Genomic DNA, 18,149 nt, shown 5'->3' with positions numbered 1-18,149 from the left:
CCTCGCAAAGACGAGAAAATGGGATTGTATCATTCGCGGGCGCTCCGCCCGGTATGCATCGCCATTTTCGTATCCATGTGAGGGCGAAAGGTGGTAATGCGAACAGTCGAAACTTTTCCGCATAAGATCACAGAGCAAGCCGATATGGGCATCGTCATGCCCGACGGCTGCCGCCTTTCAGCGCGGGTCTGGATGCCCGAGGAAGCTGACGAAAATCCTGTTCCGGCCATTCTTGAATTTCTGCCATATCGCAAACGTGACGGAACGACCGCGCGCGATAATCTGACCCATCCTTATTTTGCCGGGCATGGCTATGCCTGCTTGCGTGTTGATATGCGCGGGAATGGCGATTCCGAAGGATTGATGGAAGACGAATATTCCGAACAGGAATTGCAGGATGCCTGCGATGTCATCAAATGGATTGCGGCTCAATCCTGGTCGACCGGCAAGGTTGGCATGATGGGCATTTCCTGGGGCGGTTTTAACTCGCTTCAAGTGGCGGCAATGCAACCGGATGCACTCAAAGCCATCATTACGCTTTGTTCGACCGATGATCGTTATGCCGACGATATTCACTATAAGGGCGGTCTTCTGCTGAATGAAAATCTGGGTTGGGGCGCAACGATGCTGTCCTATTCATCCAGAGCGCCTGATCCGGCCTTGGTTGGGGAAAAATGGCGGGATATGTGGCTCGAGCGCTTGGACAACGAGCCATTTTTGCCTGCTGTCTGGTTGAATCACCAGACACGCGATGGCTATTGGCAGCGCGGCTCCGTTTGCGAAGATTTTTCGAAGATAAAGGCCGCGACACTTGCGATCGGCGGCTGGGGCGACGCTTACAAGAATGCGGTATCCAGATTGATGACGGGAATTACGGCGCCGGTAAAAGGCATAATTGGGCCTTGGGTGCACAAATATCCGCATTTCGCGGTGCCGGGGCCGCGTATCGGCTTTCTCCAAGAGGCTCTGCGCTGGTGGGACCGATGGCTTAAGGACATTGAGACCGGCGTTGAGAATGATCCGGTCTATCGCGGCTATCTGATGGATTCTGTACGGCCTAAAAGCTGGTATACGGAGCGGCCTGGTCGCTGGATTGCAGAAGAACAATGGCCATCGCAAACTATTGGAACTGCGCTGTTTCATCTTCGCGACGACAAGAGCCTGTCAAGGCAGCCTTCAGATGCCTTTTCGCATCTGGTGTCATCGCCGCAGGATTGCGGGATGATGGGAGGCGAATACTGCGCGATCTGGCTGGGTCCGGAAATGCCAGGCGATCAGCGCCGCGATGACGCTCTTTCCGTTTGCTATGATATGCAACTCGACCGGTCGATGGATATTGTCGGTGCGCCCGAAATTACGTTGACGCTGACGAGCGACAAGCCTGTTGCCATGGTTGCCGTGCGGCTTTGCGATGTGCATCCGGACGGCGCCTCAACACGCATCACCTATGGTGTTTTCAATCTTTGCCATCGCAATAGTCACGCTGTACCCGAAGCATTGGAGCCGGGCAAAAGCTATGAAATCAGCTTCAAGCTTGATGATATCGCTTATCGCCTCCCTGCGGGGCATAAGTTGCGGGTTGCCGTATCCTCGTCATACTGGCCAATGGTCTGGCCTTCACCGGAACCCGTCAGTCTGACAATTCAATCTGGAACAGTTGCTGTTCCGTCGCGGGCAATGGCTGAGGGTGACGAGTGGACCTTCGCCGAGCCGGAAGCAGCATCGCCATGGCAATTGGAGACGTTGCGCGACAGTGCCAATAGTCGCTCAATTGTCCATGATCAGGTCAGTGGAAAGATTGTACTGTTGATCGAAGATGATTTCGGCGAAGCGCGAGACAAGGACCACGGTCTGATCCATGGCGGTGTGGCGCGTGAACGCTGGGAAATTCAGGCCGATGATCCGCTATCGGCGCGGGGTGAAACCCATTGGACCGAGATTTCGGGGCGTGACAATTGGCGTATCAGAACTGAGACTTTTACGAGCATGCATTCTGACAAGCACAAATTTTATCTCACGGGCCGGATCGAGGCCTATGAGAATGACAATGTCGTATTCGAGCGTGATTTTGCGGAAACAATTGATCGAAATTTCATATGAGAATGTCCGGCATTCGCACATGAGAAGTATCTAAAGGTTGAAATACATAGCTATCAGGTCGCATAATTAGAGAAAACCAGAAGGCGCAAAGCGTCTTAGACAAGAAGGGGAATTCAATGTCTAATGAACTCGACTATCTCAGCCGCAGGGTTGCACTTGGAAAGCTTTCGCGCCGGGATTTCCTCGGTCGCGCCGCTGCGCTCGGCGTAACCACAGTTTTTGCCAATTCACTCCTGACCAGCGCAGCCTTGGCTGAGGGGCCGGTCAAAGGCGGTACGCTTAAAGCCGGTATGCAGGGTGGCGCATCGACCGACAGTCTTGATCCAGCCACCTGGCAAAGTCAGGTTCCCTACAAGTTTGGGCGCCAGTGGGGTGAGCAACTTGTTGAAATCCAACCGGATGGAACGCTGCAACCCAAGCTTGCCGAAGAGTGGGGCTCATCGGACGACGCCAAAGTCTGGACATTCAAGATCCGCAAAGGCGTTCAGTTTCACGACGGCAAGGACATGACGCCGGACGATGTTGTGGCAACGATGGAACGCCACTCCGACGCGAATTCCAAGTCCGGTGCGCTAGGCGTCATGGGTGGTATCTCCAATGTGAAGAAAGACGGCGATACCGTTGTATTTACACTGAAAGAAGCCAATGCTGATCTGCCATTCCTGATGGACGACTACCATCTCATGATTCAACCGAATGGCGGCAAGGACAAGCCCACAGCCGGTATTGGCACGGGTCCCTATAAGGTCGTGACTGACGAGCCCGGCGTTCGTCATATTGGTTCCAAGTTCGAAAATTATTGGAATGGCGACAAGCGTGGTCATGCCGAGCAGATCGAAATTATCGTGATCAATGATGCGACTGCGCGCACATCAGCGCTGCAATCCGGTCAGGTGCATATGATCAACCGCGTCGAGCCGAAGATTGTCGATCTGGTCAAGCGCGTGCCGGGCGTCACCATTCAGAACGTGGCCGGTAAGGGACACTACGTTTTCATCGCTCATTGCAACACGGCGCCGTTCAATAATAACGACCTGCGGTTGGCGCTTAAATATGCGATGAACCGTGAGGACATGGTGCAGAAAATTCTGCGTGGTTACGGTTCGGTCGGGAATGATTTCCCGATCAACAAGGCCTATCCATTATTCTCTGACGATATTGAGCAGCGCGCATACGATCCTGATAAAGCCGCCTTCCACTTCAAAAAGTCGGGCCATGACGGGCCAATACTGCTTCGCACATCCGACGTTGCCTTCCCGGGCGCTGTGGATGCGGCTCAGCTTTATCAGCAGAGCGCTGCAAAGGCCGGTATTACCATTGAGGTCAAGCGTGAGCCCGGCGATGGCTATTGGTCAGAAGTGTGGAACAAACAGCCATTTTCCGAATCCTATTGGGGCGGGCGTCCAACGCAAGATCAGATGTATTCGACGGCCTACCTTTCTACCGCTGATTGGAATGACACGCGCTTCTTCAATGAAAAGTTTGACAAGATGCTGATTACGGCACGCGGCGAACTGGACGAAGCCAAGCGCAAGTCGATGTACCGCGACATGTCAGTCATCGTGCGCGATGAGGGTGGGGTGATCGTGCCAATGTTCAACGACTTCATTGATGCGACAAGCGCAAAGGTGGGCGGTTGGGTACCAGATGGCAATCAGGAGATGAGCGGCGGTTACGCATTGTCGCGTTGCTGGCTGAACGCCTGATCGGCCGCGTGAGATGAGTACACCTGTCCTGAAACTGGTTGCCCAACGCATCGCGATGGGCATCCTTCTTCTCCTTGCAGTTTCCGTGCTGATTTTTGCAGGCACCCAGATTCTGCCTGGAGACGTTGCGCAATCCATACTCGGGCAATCAGCCACGCCGCAAGCGCTTGAAAACCTGCGACGTGATATGGGCCTGAATGATCCAGCCTATATCCGCTATCTCCATTGGCTTGGCGGCATATTGACCGGTGATTTGGGAACGGCCCTCTCAAGCGGGCAGGACATTGCAAGCTCACTGAAAGGAAGGCTGTGGAACACCTTGTTCCTTGCTTTCTGGGCGGCAATTGTTTCCATTCCATTGGCTATTGGTCTGGGACTGTTGGCAGTGCGCTATCGCAATGGTTTTGTGGACAAGCTCATTTCCGGCCTCGGTCTGGCCTCAACTTCGTTGCCCGAGTTTTTTACCGGATACCTGCTGATCTACTTTGTCGCCGTTCGTCTGCAATGGTTTCCAAGTGTTTCAACGGTTTATGAAGGCATGCCGCTGGGTGAAAGGCTCAGCGCCATCGCCTTGCCGGTGACCGTTCTGACACTGGTTGTGCTGGCGCATATGATGCGCATGACACGCGCCGCCATTTTAAACGTCATGCAGTCTGCCTATGTGGAGACAGCGGAACTAAAGGGGCTTTCGCCCTTGCAGATCATCACGCGGCACGCATTTCCAAATGCCATCGCGCCGATCGTCAATGTGGTCATGCTCAATCTGGCATTCTTGGTCGTCGGCGTTGTCGTAGTCGAGGTTATCTTTGTCTATCCCGGCATGGGACAGTACCTTGTGGACCACGTGGCCAAACGCGATGTGCCGGTTGTTCAGGCATGTGGGCTTATTTTCGCAGCTGTATATGTCAGCCTGAATATTATTGCTGACATCGTGGCGATTGTTTCCAATCCCCGCCTCAGACACCCGAAGTGAGGCCCACGCAATGTTGAATGTAAAAAATATTCCTATCAGTGCGTGGATCGGACTTCTCGTCACTGCTGTATTCGTCTTCGCAGCGGTTTTTGCGCCGTGGGTTGCTCCTTATCCTGTGGGGGAGACGGTTGGTGACGTATGGGAACCGATGTCGGCCAAATATTTGCTTGGCACAGATAATCTGGGTCGCGATTTGCTCTCACGCATGATTTTTGGCGCACGCATCACCATCTTCATTGCGGCCACAGCAACGGCACTATCGTTCATTTTGGGTTCTGTTCTAGGTTTCGCCGCAGCCGTAATCGGAGGCTGGTTTGATCAACTCATGTCGCGGTTTGTCGATCTGATCATGGCTATTCCGACCCTGATTTTTGCGCTTGTCGTGCTTTCGGTTTTGCCGGCAAATATAATGACATTGATCCTCGTCATGGGGCTATTGGATGCGACGCGCGTTTACCGGCTGGCCCGGGCAGTAGCCGTTGATATTAACGTTATGGACTTTGTCGAGGCTGCGAAACTTCGTGGCGAGGGCCGTATCTGGATTATTTTCCGGGAAATATTACCCAATGCCCTGACACCTTTGATCGCAGAGCTTGGCCTGAGATTCATATTTGCAGTTCTTTTCCTTTCGGCACTTTCCTTCCTTGGCCTCGGTGTCCAGCCACCTGACGCTGATTGGGGTGGAATGGTGAAGGAAAACAAGGAGGGTATCGTCTTTGGCATTCCTGCAGCTTTGATACCTGCTGCGGCCATTGCTGTGCTTGCGATCTCGGTCAACCTTGTCGCGGACTGGATATTGAACCGAACCACCAGCCTGAAGGGAGGTCGCGGATAATGGTTAAAGCTCCATTGAAAGACAAAACAGGCCTTCTTCTCGACATCCGCAATCTGCGTATCGAAGCAACCAGTTATCCGCCTGGAGAACCGCCCAGGAATATTATTATTGTCGACGATGTGTCGGTAAAGCTTGAGCGGGGCAAGGTGCTCGGACTTATAGGCGAATCCGGTGCGGGCAAATCGACAATCGGGCTCTCCAGCATGGGCTATGGCAGGGGTGGTGTACGCATTACCGGTGGTGAAGTGCTGTTGAACGGCCGAGATATTCTGAAAGGCGGCGCCAAGATTTTGCGGCAGATACGGGGCCGCGAAGTTTGCTACGTGGCGCAATCGGCTGCTGCGGCCTTCAATCCTGCGCGCAAATTGATGGATCAGGTGATTGAAGCCGCGCTGCTTCACAAAATATGCACCAAGGCCGAGGCAGAAAAGCGCGCGGTCGGACTTTTCAAAAAGCTGGGTCTTCCAAATCCTGAAACTTTTGGCCAGCGCTTTCCGCATCAGGTGTCGGGCGGACAGCTACAACGTGCCATGACAGCCATGGCTCTATGTTCGGAGCCGGATCTGATTGTCTTTGATGAGCCAACGACGGCTCTTGATGTGACCACGCAGATTGATGTGCTGGCTTCTATCAAGGATGCAATCCGCGATACGAATGTCGCCGCACTCTATATCACGCACGATCTTGCTGTGGTTGCACAGGTCGCTGACGACATTCTCGTCTTGCGCCATGGCAAACAGGTCGAATACGGAGATACACAACAGATAATCAAAGCGCCGCGCCAAGCCTATACAAAACAGCTTGTGTCCGTGCATCACATTCCGCACGAACAAAAAAGTCCCGCCGACAAGCCAATTCTATCGGTGAGGAACATCACCGCTGCCTATGGCGGCGGATTGGTCAAAGTGCTCAAGAACGTTTCTGTCGATATACATCTCGGTCAGACCTTGGCTGTGGTCGGTGAATCCGGTTCTGGTAAATCAACACTTGCTCGCGTCATCACTGGGCTTTTGCCGCCGATGGAAGGGGCGATTACCTTTGAAGGCAGAACATTATCGGCGCGACTTGCTAATCGCACGCGCGACGATCTGCGTGAATTGCAGATGATCTATCAAATGGCTGACACCGCGATGAATCCACGCCAAACGGTCGGTACCATTATCGGCCGTCCGTTGGAATTCTATTTCGGTATGGGTGGCAAGGAACGCGACAAGCGCGTTGCCGAATTGCTGGAAAAAATGGAACTGGGCAAAAATTTTGCTGGCTGCTATCCGGCAGAACTGTCCGGCGGGCAGAAGCAGCGTGTTTGCATCGCGCGCGCACTGGCTGCAAAACCCAAGCTCATCATCTGCGACGAGGTAACCAGCGCGCTTGATCCCTTGGTTGCTGACGGTATTTTGAAACTGCTTTTGAATTTGCAAAAGGATGAAAACGTCGCTTATCTTTTTATCACGCATGACCTTGCGACAGTGAAATCCATATCCGACTCCATCGCAGTCATGTATCGGGGCGAGGTGGTTCGCTACGGTCCGAAGTCGGACGTGTTGAAACCGCCATTTGACGATTACACGGATTTGCTCTTGTCGTCGGTTCCTGAAATGGAACTCGGCTGGCTGGAAACGGCTATGAAGACAAGGCGAATGGCAAGCGCTGGAAACTAAGTTAAATCTGGCCGGGCCAACGGCCTTGGCCGAGCAAATGTACGGCGGTTGTGATCCGGCGAAAGCTCGCTCGCGCACGATCAACGCTGTGGCGCGCACGAAGGTAACCATGAACAAGACCGGGTTCATTGTTCCAGAGCGCCTTTCCCCCGGCAGCGCTGATTTTGTTGCAATAGTCGCGGCCATCGTCGGATAGTGGGTCACATTCCGCCGAGATGGCGATCGTATCGGGCAATCCGTTGAAATCCTGATCATTCAAAGGTGCAAAGCGCGGATCGTTTGACCAATTAAAACCACCACCGCGAATTTCAGCATAGTAGAGCGTATCGCGCGTCGTCAGCATTGGTGCTTGAGCATGGGTGAGATACGAGCCTTGATCTGTTTCACCACCCAGCCCGGGATAGATAAGAACCTGACCAACGGGAGCACGTTCGTGACGGCGCACATGATGTGTGACCGCGGCGGCGAGATTTCCGCCAGCACTGTCACCGCATAAAATGATCGGCAATTCGCAGGTGGATGCGACGTGTTCAAACGCCGCGAGGCAGTCAAGGAATGCTGCTGGATGCAAATGTTCAGGCGCTAAACGATAATCAACCGAGACGATACGAAAGCCGGTAGCATCGCAAAGCTCAGCACAGACATCATCATGGCTCTCAAGCCCACCCACGACAAATCCGCCACCATGGAAATAGAGGCATACAGCCTCTGGATCGCTATCAGACTTTTCGTAGACCCGGATCGGTATCCGCTGTTCTGCGGTATGAACGAATTTGTTAGTCGAGGAAACCGATCCTGGATATTGCGAAAAGAATGCCCGGCACATGGTGTTGTAGATTTCGCGTTGCCGGGCAATGGAATGATCCGTAGAATCCGGCGGATAAAAACTATTGGTCCGCTCAATGAAAGCCCAGGTCTGCTCGTCGATCAGGGTGGAGTAGTCAGTGGTCATTTTCCCTTCCAAACGGGATCGCGTTTTTCGGCGAATGCCTTGAACCCTTCTTGCCCATCTTCCGAAGCATAAAGTGTGTCGACTGTACGGAATTTCCGCTTTGTGATCCAGTTCATGGCTTCCTGAAAGCCCATGCTTTCCGCTTCGCGCGCGACTTCCTTGATGGCAGCGAAAACCAATGGAGGTCCGCTTTCAAGCATGCGGGCAATTTCCCAAACGCGTGCCATGAGATTGTCTTTCGGCAGCACCTCGTTGACCAGCCCCCAACGATGGGCTTCAGCAACATCCATCCAGCGGCCAGTCAGGAGCAGGTCCATTGCAACATGGTAGGGAATGCGTTTTGGCAATTTTACAGTCGCGGCATCTGCCAGCGTACCAGCGCGTATTTCCGGCAGTGCAAAACTCGAATGATCGGAGGCATAAATCAGATCGCAGGAAAGGGCGAGTTCAAAACCACCGCCGACCGCCATGCCATTGACCGCAGCAATAACCGGCTTGTTAAGATCCAGTAACTCTTGCAGGCCGCCGAAGCCCCCAACACCGTAATCACCATCCACAGCATCGCCGCTGGCAGCTGCCTTCAAATCCCAGCCGGCGCAAAAGAACTTGTCGCCCTCGGTTTGTACGATTGCCACACGTAGTTCCGGATCATCGCGGAACTTTTTGAATGTTTCGCCCAGCAGTCTGCTGGTTGTCAGATCAATGGCATTGGCCTTTGGCCGATCAAGCGTAACTTCGAGAATGCCTCCCTCGCGCCGCGTTCTGACAACATCATTCATGAAAGTTCTCCCTTTGTAACCAGCAGCGCATCGGCGATCCAGGCACCTTGTGCCACGCCACAGATCAGCAGCGGATTAATATCGAGTTCAACAATTTTTCCTGCATTTTTGACCGCAAATGTAGCGATCCCCATAATAGCGTCCAAAGCCGCATCCAGATCAGCCTTGGGCTTGCCGCGATAGCCATCAAGCAATGGGAACATACGCAGTGAACGCAAAGCGGTTTCAATATCGCTGCGGCTTGATGGCAGAAGCAGCGTTACCGTGTCTTGCAGCAATTCTACCATGACCCCGCCAGTACCCAGCGTCATAACAGGGCCGAACTGCGGATCGTCGATAATGCCGACAATGAGTTCTGCCACTGTACCTGTTACCATGCGCTCGACATAAATGCCGGAACCAAGATCAATCAGGTCGTCCGCCGCTGCTTTGACTGCATCTGCATTCTTTAGATTCAGCCTGACGGCATTTTGCTCTGACTTGTGGGAAATGCCGAGCGCCTTGAGGGCGACCGGATAGGCCAGTTTATTGGCGACGTCTACTGCTTCAGCAGACGTCGTACAGCGGTGACCTTCAGGAACCGGCAAGCCTGCGGCTTTCAAAATGGTTTTGGCTTGAGCTTCATCAGGTGCTGCCGTGTTGCCAGAGTTTTTACCGGGAGTAGCCACCGGCAGAGCAATTTCTGTGACCCAAGCCTTGCCGATGAACGCCGCCGCCTCAGCAGCGTCAAAAGCTTCGACAATTCCGCAAAGTGGGGCGATGCCTTTGGCGATGAGCTGCGCCATATATTCTTCCGGAATGTTTTCAGGCAATGAGGCCACGATAGCGCCTCTAGCATTGTTCGTGCGCAACGCATTTTCAAAGCCGCGAACAGTTGACCACCAATCAACATCCGAGCAGCGGTCCTTGCGCGGAAAATCGAGGACAAGACAGCTTAACGAAAAACCGCCCGAAACCATTGCTGTGAATGTATCGGTCAATGCCGGTTCATTGTTCCAGATGAAGGTGTGGTAATCGAGTGGATTGGCGACTGCGACCAGCGGTCCGAGCGTCGACTTCACTTTGGCGCGATGTTCCGGCGTCAAAGCAGGGAAGTGAACCAGGCGGTCTTCAGCACTGTCAGCCATAACAGAGGCTTCACCGCCCGAACAACTCATTGAACAGAGCGTGTTTCCATCAAGTGGTCCATGCACATGCAACAATTTGAGCGTCTCGAGGAACGATGCGATTGAATTGACACGAGCAATGCCCAGCCTTTTCAGAAATGCATCGGAAGCAGCATCCGAACCAGCCAGCGAAGCCGTATGGGAAACTGTCGCAGCTCGTGCTTGTTCTGAGCGTCCAACTTTCATCGCAACGATCGGCTTGCCGAGTTCACGGGCGCGCTTTGCCAGTAGTTCAAATTTAGATGCCGATTGAAAAGCCTCAATATGCAGACCGAGCGCTGTGACGCGTTCATCCTCAAGCAGGGCAATCGCCATGTCAGGCAAGCCGGTTTGGGCCTGATTTCCCGCCGTCATGACATGGGCAATCGGCAACCCACGGGTCTGCATCGTCATATTGATGGCGATGTTGGACGACTGCGTGATGATGGCTACGCCCCGTTCGTCCGGCTCCAGCCGTCTGCCGCCATGTTGATCGGGCCAAAGCAGAGCGCCATCACAATAATTAATAAGCCCATAGCAATTAGGCCCGATGATCGGCATTTCACCCGCCGCCTCGATCAGTTCTTCCTGAAGTCTTGCGCCGTCGGCGTCATCCGCGCCTGCTTCGAGGAAACCCGATGCATAGCAGACTGCCACGCCCGTTCCGATCGCGCGCAGTTCACGCACAATATCGAGCGTTAGAAAGCGATTAACTCCGATAAATGCGGCGTCAGGACCTGCCGGTAAGTCGGCAACGGAGCGGTAGACTTTCAATCCGTATATTTCATCATGTTTGGGATGCACCGGCCATATCTCACCGGAAAAACCCATTTTTTGCGATTGCTTTATGACTTCGGCAGCTTGAAGGCCGCCGAAGACAGCAATGGTCTTGGGTCGAAGCAGGCGATCCAGTTTATGCGCCATCAAATACTCCGTTACGCGCCATGCGGACGGAGCAGGGCGCGCGATATGATATGCCGCTGAATCTCGGACGTGCCTTCCCAGATGCGCTCGACCCGGGCGTCGCGCCAAATTCGCTCCAGCGGCAGATCATCCATCAATCCCATTCCGCCATGAATCTGGATCGCTTCATCGGCAACGAAAGCCAGCATTTCAGTGGCTTTGAGCTTGGCCATTGCCATATCCTGATCCGTAACGGTGCCTTGGTCGAATTTCCAGCCGGCTTCAAACGTGAGCAGATCCGCCGCTTTCAGCTCCGTTGCCATGTCTGCCAATTTGAACGACACACCCTGAAACTTGCCGATCTGCTGACCGAACTGCTGACGCTGTGCAGCATATTCAATTGCGTGAGCGAGTGCGCGTTCAGCACGACCCAAACAGGTCGCTGCAACCTGCAAACGGGTAGCGCCCAGCCAGGTATTGGCCACTTCAAAGCCTTTATGCACTTCACCCAGAATAGCATCTTGCGGCAAGCGGCAATCATCGAACTCGATAATCGCATTGCTATATCCACGGTGCGAAACATTGCGGTAGCCTTCGCGGATGGTCATGCCCGGATGACCTTTATCGACAAAGAATGCCGTGATTTTCTTTTTCTTGCCGCGCGGCGTGTCTTCCTCGCCTGAAGCCACGAAAAGAATAACGAAATCGGCCTCAAGCGCGTGGCTTATGAAGTGTTTCGTGCCGTTCACCACCCAATCGCCATTATTCTCGACGGCAGATGCTTTCATGCCGCGCAAATCGGAACCAGCGCCGGGCTCTGTCATGGCCAGACAATCGGATTTCTCGCCCCGAATACATGGATAGAGATATTTCTCTTTTTGTGCGTCAGTTCCCGCGAGCAATATATTCGACGGACGTCCGACGCAGGTCCAGTGCAGGGCATAGTTTGCGCGGCCGAGTTCTTTTTCATAGAGCAGCCAGGTAACAGTATCGAGACCAGCACCGCCCACTGATTCCGGCATGTTGGCTGCATAAAGGCCTGCTTCAATGGCCTTTTGCTTCAACTCGTCCGCGAGTTCTTTTCGCAGGATGCCAGTGCGTTCGACTTCTGCCTCATGCGGATAAAGCTCATTCTCGACAAAAGCCCGCGTCGTATCAACGATCAGGCGTTGTTCTTCCGAAAGACCAAAATCCATTGTTTCAGCCTTTCTTCTTTTTGGGCTTACTCGTCACGGCCTTTGCTGCTGCCTTGGACAGAGCGGGTTTTTGTGCCAGTTTTGAAAGGCGCTTCGTATAGTCCTTATAGAGCGCACCAGCACCCCATCCTTTGCCCTTATTCTGCTTGGAAAGAGCATCCATGATGGCCACGAGATTGTCGTCACGTATGCGTTCGAGTTCACGAATAGAAAGTCCATGAGCCTGCTCGTCAGATTGGTTGGCAATCTTGTCGACCAGTTCTTCGGTCAGTTCCGGCACATCCATGAGCTTGGTCCATGGCCATGACAGGCACGGACCGAACTGGGCAATGAAATGACGCATCCCGGCTTCGCCTCCAGCAACGCGGTAGACCTGGAACATACCCATTTGCGCCCAGCGAATGCCGAAGGAGTAGCGCATGATGTCGTCAAGTTCTTCAACGGTCGTGATGTCATCTTTGATGAGCCAGAGAGCTTCGCGCCAAACAGCTTCAAGCAGACGATCACCGACAAAAGCCTCAATTTCCTTGCGAATGACCACAGGTTTCATGCCAATAGACGCGTAAAGTTCCCGCGCTTTTTCGACCGCTTCCGGAGATGTCAGTTTGCCTCCGACAATCTCCACCAATGGCAAAAGGTAGACCGGATTGTAGGGGTGGCCAACAACCAGACGTTCCGGGTGTTTCATTGATGTCTGCATGTCAGAGGGGAGAATGCCGGAAGTCGAAGACCCAATGATCGCGGTCACATCGGCATATTTGTCTATCTCTGCCAGCACTTTGTGTTTCAGGTCGAGACGTTCGGGAACGCTTTCCTGGATGAAATTTGCACCAGCAACGGCTTCCTCAATCGACTTGGCAAAAGTTAGCTTGCCTTCTTTAGGCAGCCCATCCGGCAGCATCGTCTTATAGGCGCGACGCGAATTCTTCATCACCTCGCTGACTTTGCGTTCTGCTTCCGGATCGGGATCGAATATTGAAACATCAATTCCGTTGAGAAGCAGGCGGGCTACCCAGCCAGCACCAATAACTCCGCCACCGACAGCGGCTGCCTTGCGAATGCTTGCCATGATTTTACCAGCCCTTTGTCAATTTCATGCGTTCACGAACTTCTTGAGGACCGAGAATACGGGCTCCCATGCCTTCGGCAACTTTTACAGCGCGTTCTACCAATGGGCGGTTTGTCGCCAGCACGCCTTTATCGAGCCAGATATTATCTTCCAGGCCGACGCGGATATTTCCGCCCGCAAGCATCGCCATTGCCGCATAGGGCATTTGGTTGCGACCAATAGAAAATGCGGAAAAGGTCCAGTTGGAGGGCAGGTTGTTGGTCAAGGCAAGCAATGTACCAATATCGTCTGGCGCACCCCAAGGAATACCCATGCAGAGTTGAACCATAACAGGATCATCGAGCAGACCCTGACCATAGAGCCATTTGGCGAGAAGGAGGTGACCCGTGTCGAAGATTTCGACTTCAGGGCGAACGCCCAGCGCCTGAATCTGTGCTGCCATTGCTTTCAGCATGGCTGGCGTATTGGTCATGACATAGTCGCCTTCACCAAAATTCATGGTGCCACAGTCGAGCGTGCAGATTTCGGGGCGAAGTTTAGCCACATGTTCCAGACGCTCCGTCGCGCCGGCCATGTCCGTTCCATCTGCGGAAGGCGGCATAGGCTGCTCGACACTGCCGAGCGTCAGATCCCCGCCCATGCCTGCGGTCAAATTGAGCACCATGTCCACGCCAGAGGCCTTTATGTGCTCAACGACTTCCGTGTAGAGAGTTATATCGCGTGAACCCTTACCAGTTTTCGGGTCGCGTACGTGAATATGAGCAATCGCAGCACCCGCATTGGCAGCGGCAATACACTCATCAGCGATCTGGCGGGGAGTTACCGGCACCTTGTCCGAACGGCCTGTCGTGTCGCCAGCGCCAGTAACGGCGCAAGTGATAAATACTTCGCGATTGGGGGTAAGTCCCATTTGTCTGCTCCCATTATTTATTGACCTGATCATGCCCCCATTGCCAAGGAATGCTTTGCGATATACGAATTGAAATTGATGAATAACGAAATATCTCCACTGTTTTTGCCCAATACCGAGCCGTTAAATGTAACGGTTCTCGTATTCAGTGGCGCTTCCCTGATGTGTGTTGCCTCGACAATTGACCCCATGCGAGCAGCGAACCGGGTTTCAGGCGCATCATTGTTCAAATGGCAAGTCGTTTCCCTTGACGGTAAACCCACCATGACGACCTGTGGCTTGCCTATCGCTGTTTCCGGTCAGTTTAATGCATCGGAAAAGGGCGATATGCTGCTGGTCGTCGGGGGCTTTGGCACTGCGGACATTGCACGCACGACATTCACCGCCAATCTTCGGCGGGCAGTACACAATTATCAAATGATCGGCGGCATCGAGGCAGGTTCATGGTTGCTCGGGCGTGCCGGACTATTGACCGGGCGTCGCGCAACCACCCATTGGGAGGATATGGAGGAGTTTACCGCAGAGTTTCCTGATGCGGACATCAGACCGGATCGCTATGTCATTGATGGCCCGGTTTTCACGAGCGGCGGCGCATCGCCGACTTTCGATCTCATGCTGCATTTGATCCGCTCGCGCTACGGCATGTCGGTCGCGCTCGATGTTGCAAGCGTGTTCATCTATGACGAGGCCCATGCGTCCAATGATGCACAGCCTTTGGTCTCACTCGGAAGACTGGACAATGTGCATCCAAAGCTAGCGGTCGCTATCCGATTGATGGAAGGTCATATCGAGCAGCCGCTGACGGTTGGAGCAATCGCCAAACGATGCGGACTTAGTGCCCGAAGCCTTGAGAAGATATTTGCAAAAGCTGTCGGGGAAGGGCCGGGGCGGTACTATCTGCGCTTGCGCTTGAAAGTCGCGCGCCGACTAATCACCGATACCAAGTCGCCGCTTGCCGATATTGCTGCACGAACGGGATTTTCCTCTGCAGCAGCGTTCACCCGCACATTTCGGAGTTTTGAAGGCAAGCCGCCAAGTGCGTTTCGACCTATTCAATGAGAGTCGCTTTTGACAAAGCGATGAATTGCCCATCCATGCTTCAAGCTAAAACATCAATTTCCAGAGTCAGGAGCACTCGATGCTAATCAATCATCAGTCCGGAGAATTATACAGGTCAGCACCGATCTCCATGGAAAAGGAGTGGATTGACTATAATGGCCATCTGAACATGGCTTATTACAATGTAGTGTTTGATCGTGGTGGTGATGAGTTTCTGGCCGAGCTGGGCTTTGGGCCCCAATATGCCGCCGCACGCAGGCTTACGATATACACGGCGGAAGTGCATATTTGCTACGTTCAGGAAATTCATCTCGACCATCTCGTCACGGTTACAAGCCAACTCATTGATTTCGATGGCAAGCGCCTTCATACCTATAATGAGATTGTTCATGTTGACGGATGGCTGGCGGCGACCGCGGAAGTCCTGTCATTGCATGTTGATATGAATGGTCCAAAAGTGGTGCCGTTTCCAGACGATGTTTTGCCAAAGCTTGAGTTTTACAAAGAGGCACACGAGAAATTGCCAAGGCCTGAGCGCGTAGGCCGGGCAATAGGCATCAAGAAGAAGTGACGCGGCTGAATTGATCAGCCAGCCAGTTCTCGAACTTTTTTATGCGTGCTTCGCCAACGCGCTCTTTGCGGCAGATCATATACCAGGCACCGGGCTGCGGCACCTTCAACGAGAACGGGGCGACCAGCCTGCCAGCCTTGATATCTTCCTGGACCAGAAAGTCAGGGGCAACGACAACTCCCTGACCATCGAGCGCCGATTGTAACGCCGCAAGATAGGTGTCGAACTTCAAAGTATCAGTTCTTGCCGTGTCGGTGATACCAGCAGCATCGAGCCAGGTGCCCCAGTCCTCCGGCGCAGTGTAAAGTGCCAGGCGGGGTACTTTTCCAAGAGCTTTGGCATCGGTATCCCCGGTAATGCGCTCAGCAACTGCCGGACTGCATACCGGACACATTTGGGCTTTTACCAATTGGCGATAATGCAGATTCATGCGCTCCGGACGTGTGGTATGGATAATGCCAATATCAGAACTATCGATGTTCAATTCCCAATCCAGTTGGCTTGTGCCGATGCGGATGGCAAGATTTGGATTGATCTTCCGAAAGTCAGTCAAGCGCGGAATGAGCCAGCGAATGGCGAAGGTCGCATAGGTCTCGATGGCGAGATCGTCTGCAGTGCCGATACGGTTTATAAGTGCCGTGCCGCGTGCAATCTTTTCGAATGCGTCGCGCATATAGGGATAATACAGCGTTCCGGAATCTGTGAGCGAAACGCCGCGTGGCAGCCGCTCAAACAGCTTGACGCCAAGGATCGTTTCAAGCTCTGCAATGCGGTGGCTTATCGCAGACTGCGTCACCCCAAGTTCATCACCTGCAAGCCGAAAGCTCAAAAGCCGCGCTGATGCCTCAAAGGCTCGGAGCGAACCCAGCGGCGGTATTCTTGGCTTGGACATCATTGGTGAAAACTTTCACATTGAGACGGGTGAGAATAATTCATGTCTTTATGAGTAACCATCGCTTGAATGCTGCGCAATGCGGAATCATTCTAAACTGAGACGCGCACTTTGAGAAAACAAGCGTCCGGGAACAATGCTTTCGGAGAATAAAATGGGTGCAGAACAGGCATTTGCAGAAATTGCGCCGCCTCTGGAGAAGATTGATCGGCTAATCGCGGAACATAGAGCGGGTCATGGTCTCGTTCGGGCCTTCTACATGGACCCGGATATCTATGCGCGGGATATGGAACGTGTGTTCCGCCGCCATTGGCATTGTATCGGGCATGCCAGCATTATCCCGAATGCCGGTGATTTTGAGCTGTTCAAGATTGATACGGAAGCTGTCATTGTTTCGCGCACGGAAGACGGTTCCATCCACGCATTTCTGAATGTCTGCCGCCATAGAGGCGCAGAGGTTTGCACAAAATCCAAGGGCAATGCGCGCTTTTTCGTCTGCCCCTATCATGCCTGGACCTATACCAATGATGGCAGCCTACGAGCTGCACGGCTTATGCCGAGAGATTTTGACCGCAACGCTCATGGATTGAAAAAATTGCATGTGCGTGTTGCTGAAGGTTTGATTTTCATCTGCTTTGCCGACGAACCTCTAGATTTTTCAGTTGTAGAGCAGTCACTGCGCACGACTTGTGGGCAATATGGCTGGGCGGATGCCAAAGTAGCACATCGGGAGACCTATCCAGTTGATGCCAACTGGAAGCTGGCCGTTGAAAATTACGTCGAATGCTATCATTGCGGTCCGGCTCATCCGGAATATTCGCAAACCCATGCGCTGGAGCAGCCCGCAGAGAAAATCGTAGAGCTTAATGCGCGTATGGAGCAGCGCACCTGCGCACTCGGTATAGATATTGCTACGGGAGATCATTGGCAAAGTTCAGCGCAGGGATATGAGGCAATCCACACTTTCCGCTATGCGCTTTATGACGGCGTTTCGAGCGGCAGCGAGGATGGATCGCCAGTTGGTCCGCTAATGGGCCGCTTCACCCAATTTGATGGCGGGGTAACATCCATCCACCTTGGAGGCACGAGCTTTCTGGTCTGCTATCCAGACCATGGCATGATCTATCGCTTCATTCCGAAAACAGTCGATACGTGTGAAATGGAGTTGATCTGGCTGGTGCGAGGCGATGCCGAAGAAGGCAAGGATTACGATCTCGAAAAGCTTACCTGGTTGTGGAAAGTAACCACCGCCGAAGACAAGACGATTATCGAGCATACCTCGCGGGGTGTTCGTTCGCATTACTTTGTGCCGGGGCCAATCGCACCAATGGAATATAACGAGTTGCGGTACATCCAGTGGTACCTCGATGAAATCGCACGGGCTTGAAACAGCATGAT

At 53.3% G+C, this 18,149-nt stretch carries 15 protein-coding genes; 8 read left to right on the top strand and 7 right to left on the bottom strand.

Translation table 11 applies throughout. The annotated features are described in order from the left end of the window. Positions 1-96: 96 nt before the first annotated feature. The 5 genes from V9K95_RS01540 (at position 97) to V9K95_RS01520 (ending at position 7,275) form a co-directional block, all read left to right on the top strand. The gene (locus V9K95_RS01540; protein WP_336440032.1) at positions 97-2,100 is read left to right on the top strand and encodes a CocE/NonD family hydrolase; all 2,004 of its coding nucleotides are present in this window, start codon (positions 97-99) and stop codon (positions 2,098-2,100) included. 116 nt (positions 2,101-2,216) lie between these two features. After that, on the top strand, positions 2,217-3,806 hold the full coding sequence (locus V9K95_RS01535) for an ABC transporter substrate-binding protein (RefSeq protein WP_336440033.1): 1,590 nt from the start codon (positions 2,217-2,219) through the stop codon (positions 3,804-3,806). A 13-nt stretch (positions 3,807-3,819) separates the two neighbouring features. After that, the gene (locus V9K95_RS01530; RefSeq protein WP_115052959.1) at positions 3,820-4,779 is read left to right on the top strand and encodes an ABC transporter permease; all 960 of its coding nucleotides are present in this window, start codon (positions 3,820-3,822) and stop codon (positions 4,777-4,779) included. A 10-nt stretch (positions 4,780-4,789) separates the two neighbouring features. Then, on the top strand, positions 4,790-5,614 hold the full coding sequence (locus V9K95_RS01525) for an ABC transporter permease (protein ID WP_115052960.1): 825 nt from the start codon (positions 4,790-4,792) through the stop codon (positions 5,612-5,614). After that, on the top strand, positions 5,614-7,275 hold the full coding sequence (locus V9K95_RS01520; RefSeq protein WP_336440034.1) for an ABC transporter ATP-binding protein: 1,662 nt from the start codon (positions 5,614-5,616) through the stop codon (positions 7,273-7,275). Before V9K95_RS01525 ends, V9K95_RS01520 begins: the two co-directional genes overlap by 1 nt. 1 nt (position 7,276) lies before the next feature. Here V9K95_RS01520 and V9K95_RS01515 read toward each other — a convergent pair whose 3' ends face one another. From V9K95_RS01515 to V9K95_RS01490, 6 genes are read right to left on the bottom strand one after another with little or no spacing between them, the layout of a single operon-like run. Further along, positions 7,277-8,227, bottom strand: coding sequence for an alpha/beta hydrolase (locus V9K95_RS01515; protein WP_336440035.1), 951 nt, complete (start codon positions 8,225-8,227; stop codon positions 7,277-7,279). Further along, entirely contained in the window at positions 8,224-9,006 is a 783-nt protein-coding gene (locus V9K95_RS01510) for a carnitinyl-CoA dehydratase (protein WP_307285331.1), read from the bottom strand. Before V9K95_RS01510 ends, V9K95_RS01515 begins: the two co-directional genes overlap by 4 nt. Beyond that, on the bottom strand, positions 9,003-11,075 hold the full coding sequence (locus V9K95_RS01505) for an acetate--CoA ligase family protein (protein ID WP_336440036.1): 2,073 nt from the start codon (positions 11,073-11,075) through the stop codon (positions 9,003-9,005). Before V9K95_RS01505 ends, V9K95_RS01510 begins: the two co-directional genes overlap by 4 nt. An 11-nt stretch (positions 11,076-11,086) precedes the next feature. After that, entirely contained in the window at positions 11,087-12,250 is a 1,164-nt protein-coding gene (locus tag V9K95_RS01500) for an acyl-CoA dehydrogenase family protein (protein WP_336440037.1), read from the bottom strand. A 4-nt stretch (positions 12,251-12,254) separates the two neighbouring features. Beyond that, positions 12,255-13,319 (bottom strand): carnitine 3-dehydrogenase, encoded by a 1,065-nt coding sequence (locus V9K95_RS01495; protein WP_307285322.1) that lies wholly within the window; start codon positions 13,317-13,319, stop codon positions 12,255-12,257. A 4-nt stretch (positions 13,320-13,323) separates the two neighbouring features. Next, positions 13,324-14,229, bottom strand: a complete 906-nt coding sequence (locus tag V9K95_RS01490; protein WP_336440038.1) for a 3-keto-5-aminohexanoate cleavage protein — start codon at positions 14,227-14,229, stop codon at positions 13,324-13,326. Positions 14,230-14,307: 78 nt separating this feature from the next. Between V9K95_RS01490 and V9K95_RS01485 the strand changes: the two genes are divergently transcribed. Both V9K95_RS01485 and V9K95_RS01480 read left to right on the top strand, forming a co-directional pair. Next, the gene (locus V9K95_RS01485) at positions 14,308-15,288 is read left to right on the top strand and encodes a GlxA family transcriptional regulator (protein ID WP_336440039.1); all 981 of its coding nucleotides are present in this window, start codon (positions 14,308-14,310) and stop codon (positions 15,286-15,288) included. A 79-nt stretch (positions 15,289-15,367) separates the two neighbouring features. After that, positions 15,368-15,859 carry a thioesterase family protein gene (locus V9K95_RS01480; RefSeq protein WP_307285313.1) on the top strand — a complete coding sequence of 164 codons (492 nt, stop codon included), beginning with the start codon at positions 15,368-15,370 and terminating at the stop codon, positions 15,857-15,859. Here the strand turns inward: V9K95_RS01480 and V9K95_RS01475 are convergent. Next, positions 15,846-16,754: a LysR substrate-binding domain-containing protein gene (locus V9K95_RS01475; protein WP_336440040.1), complete on the bottom strand. Its 909-nt coding sequence runs from the start codon at positions 16,752-16,754 to the stop codon at positions 15,846-15,848. The genes V9K95_RS01480 and V9K95_RS01475 overlap by 14 nt on opposite strands. A gap of 151 nt (positions 16,755-16,905) precedes the next feature. On the opposite strand from V9K95_RS01475, the gene V9K95_RS01470 reads away from it, so the two are divergent. Then, positions 16,906-18,138 carry an aromatic ring-hydroxylating oxygenase subunit alpha gene (locus V9K95_RS01470; protein ID WP_115052971.1) on the top strand — a complete coding sequence of 411 codons (1,233 nt, stop codon included), beginning with the start codon at positions 16,906-16,908 and terminating at the stop codon, positions 18,136-18,138. Positions 18,139-18,149 lie beyond the last annotated feature (11 nt).

The organism is Phyllobacterium sp. CCNWLW183 (assembly GCF_037203775.1).
Classification (GTDB): Bacteria; Pseudomonadota; Alphaproteobacteria; order Rhizobiales; family Rhizobiaceae; genus Phyllobacterium; species Phyllobacterium ifriqiyense.
This window is presented reverse-complemented; position numbering and strand designations above follow the sequence as displayed.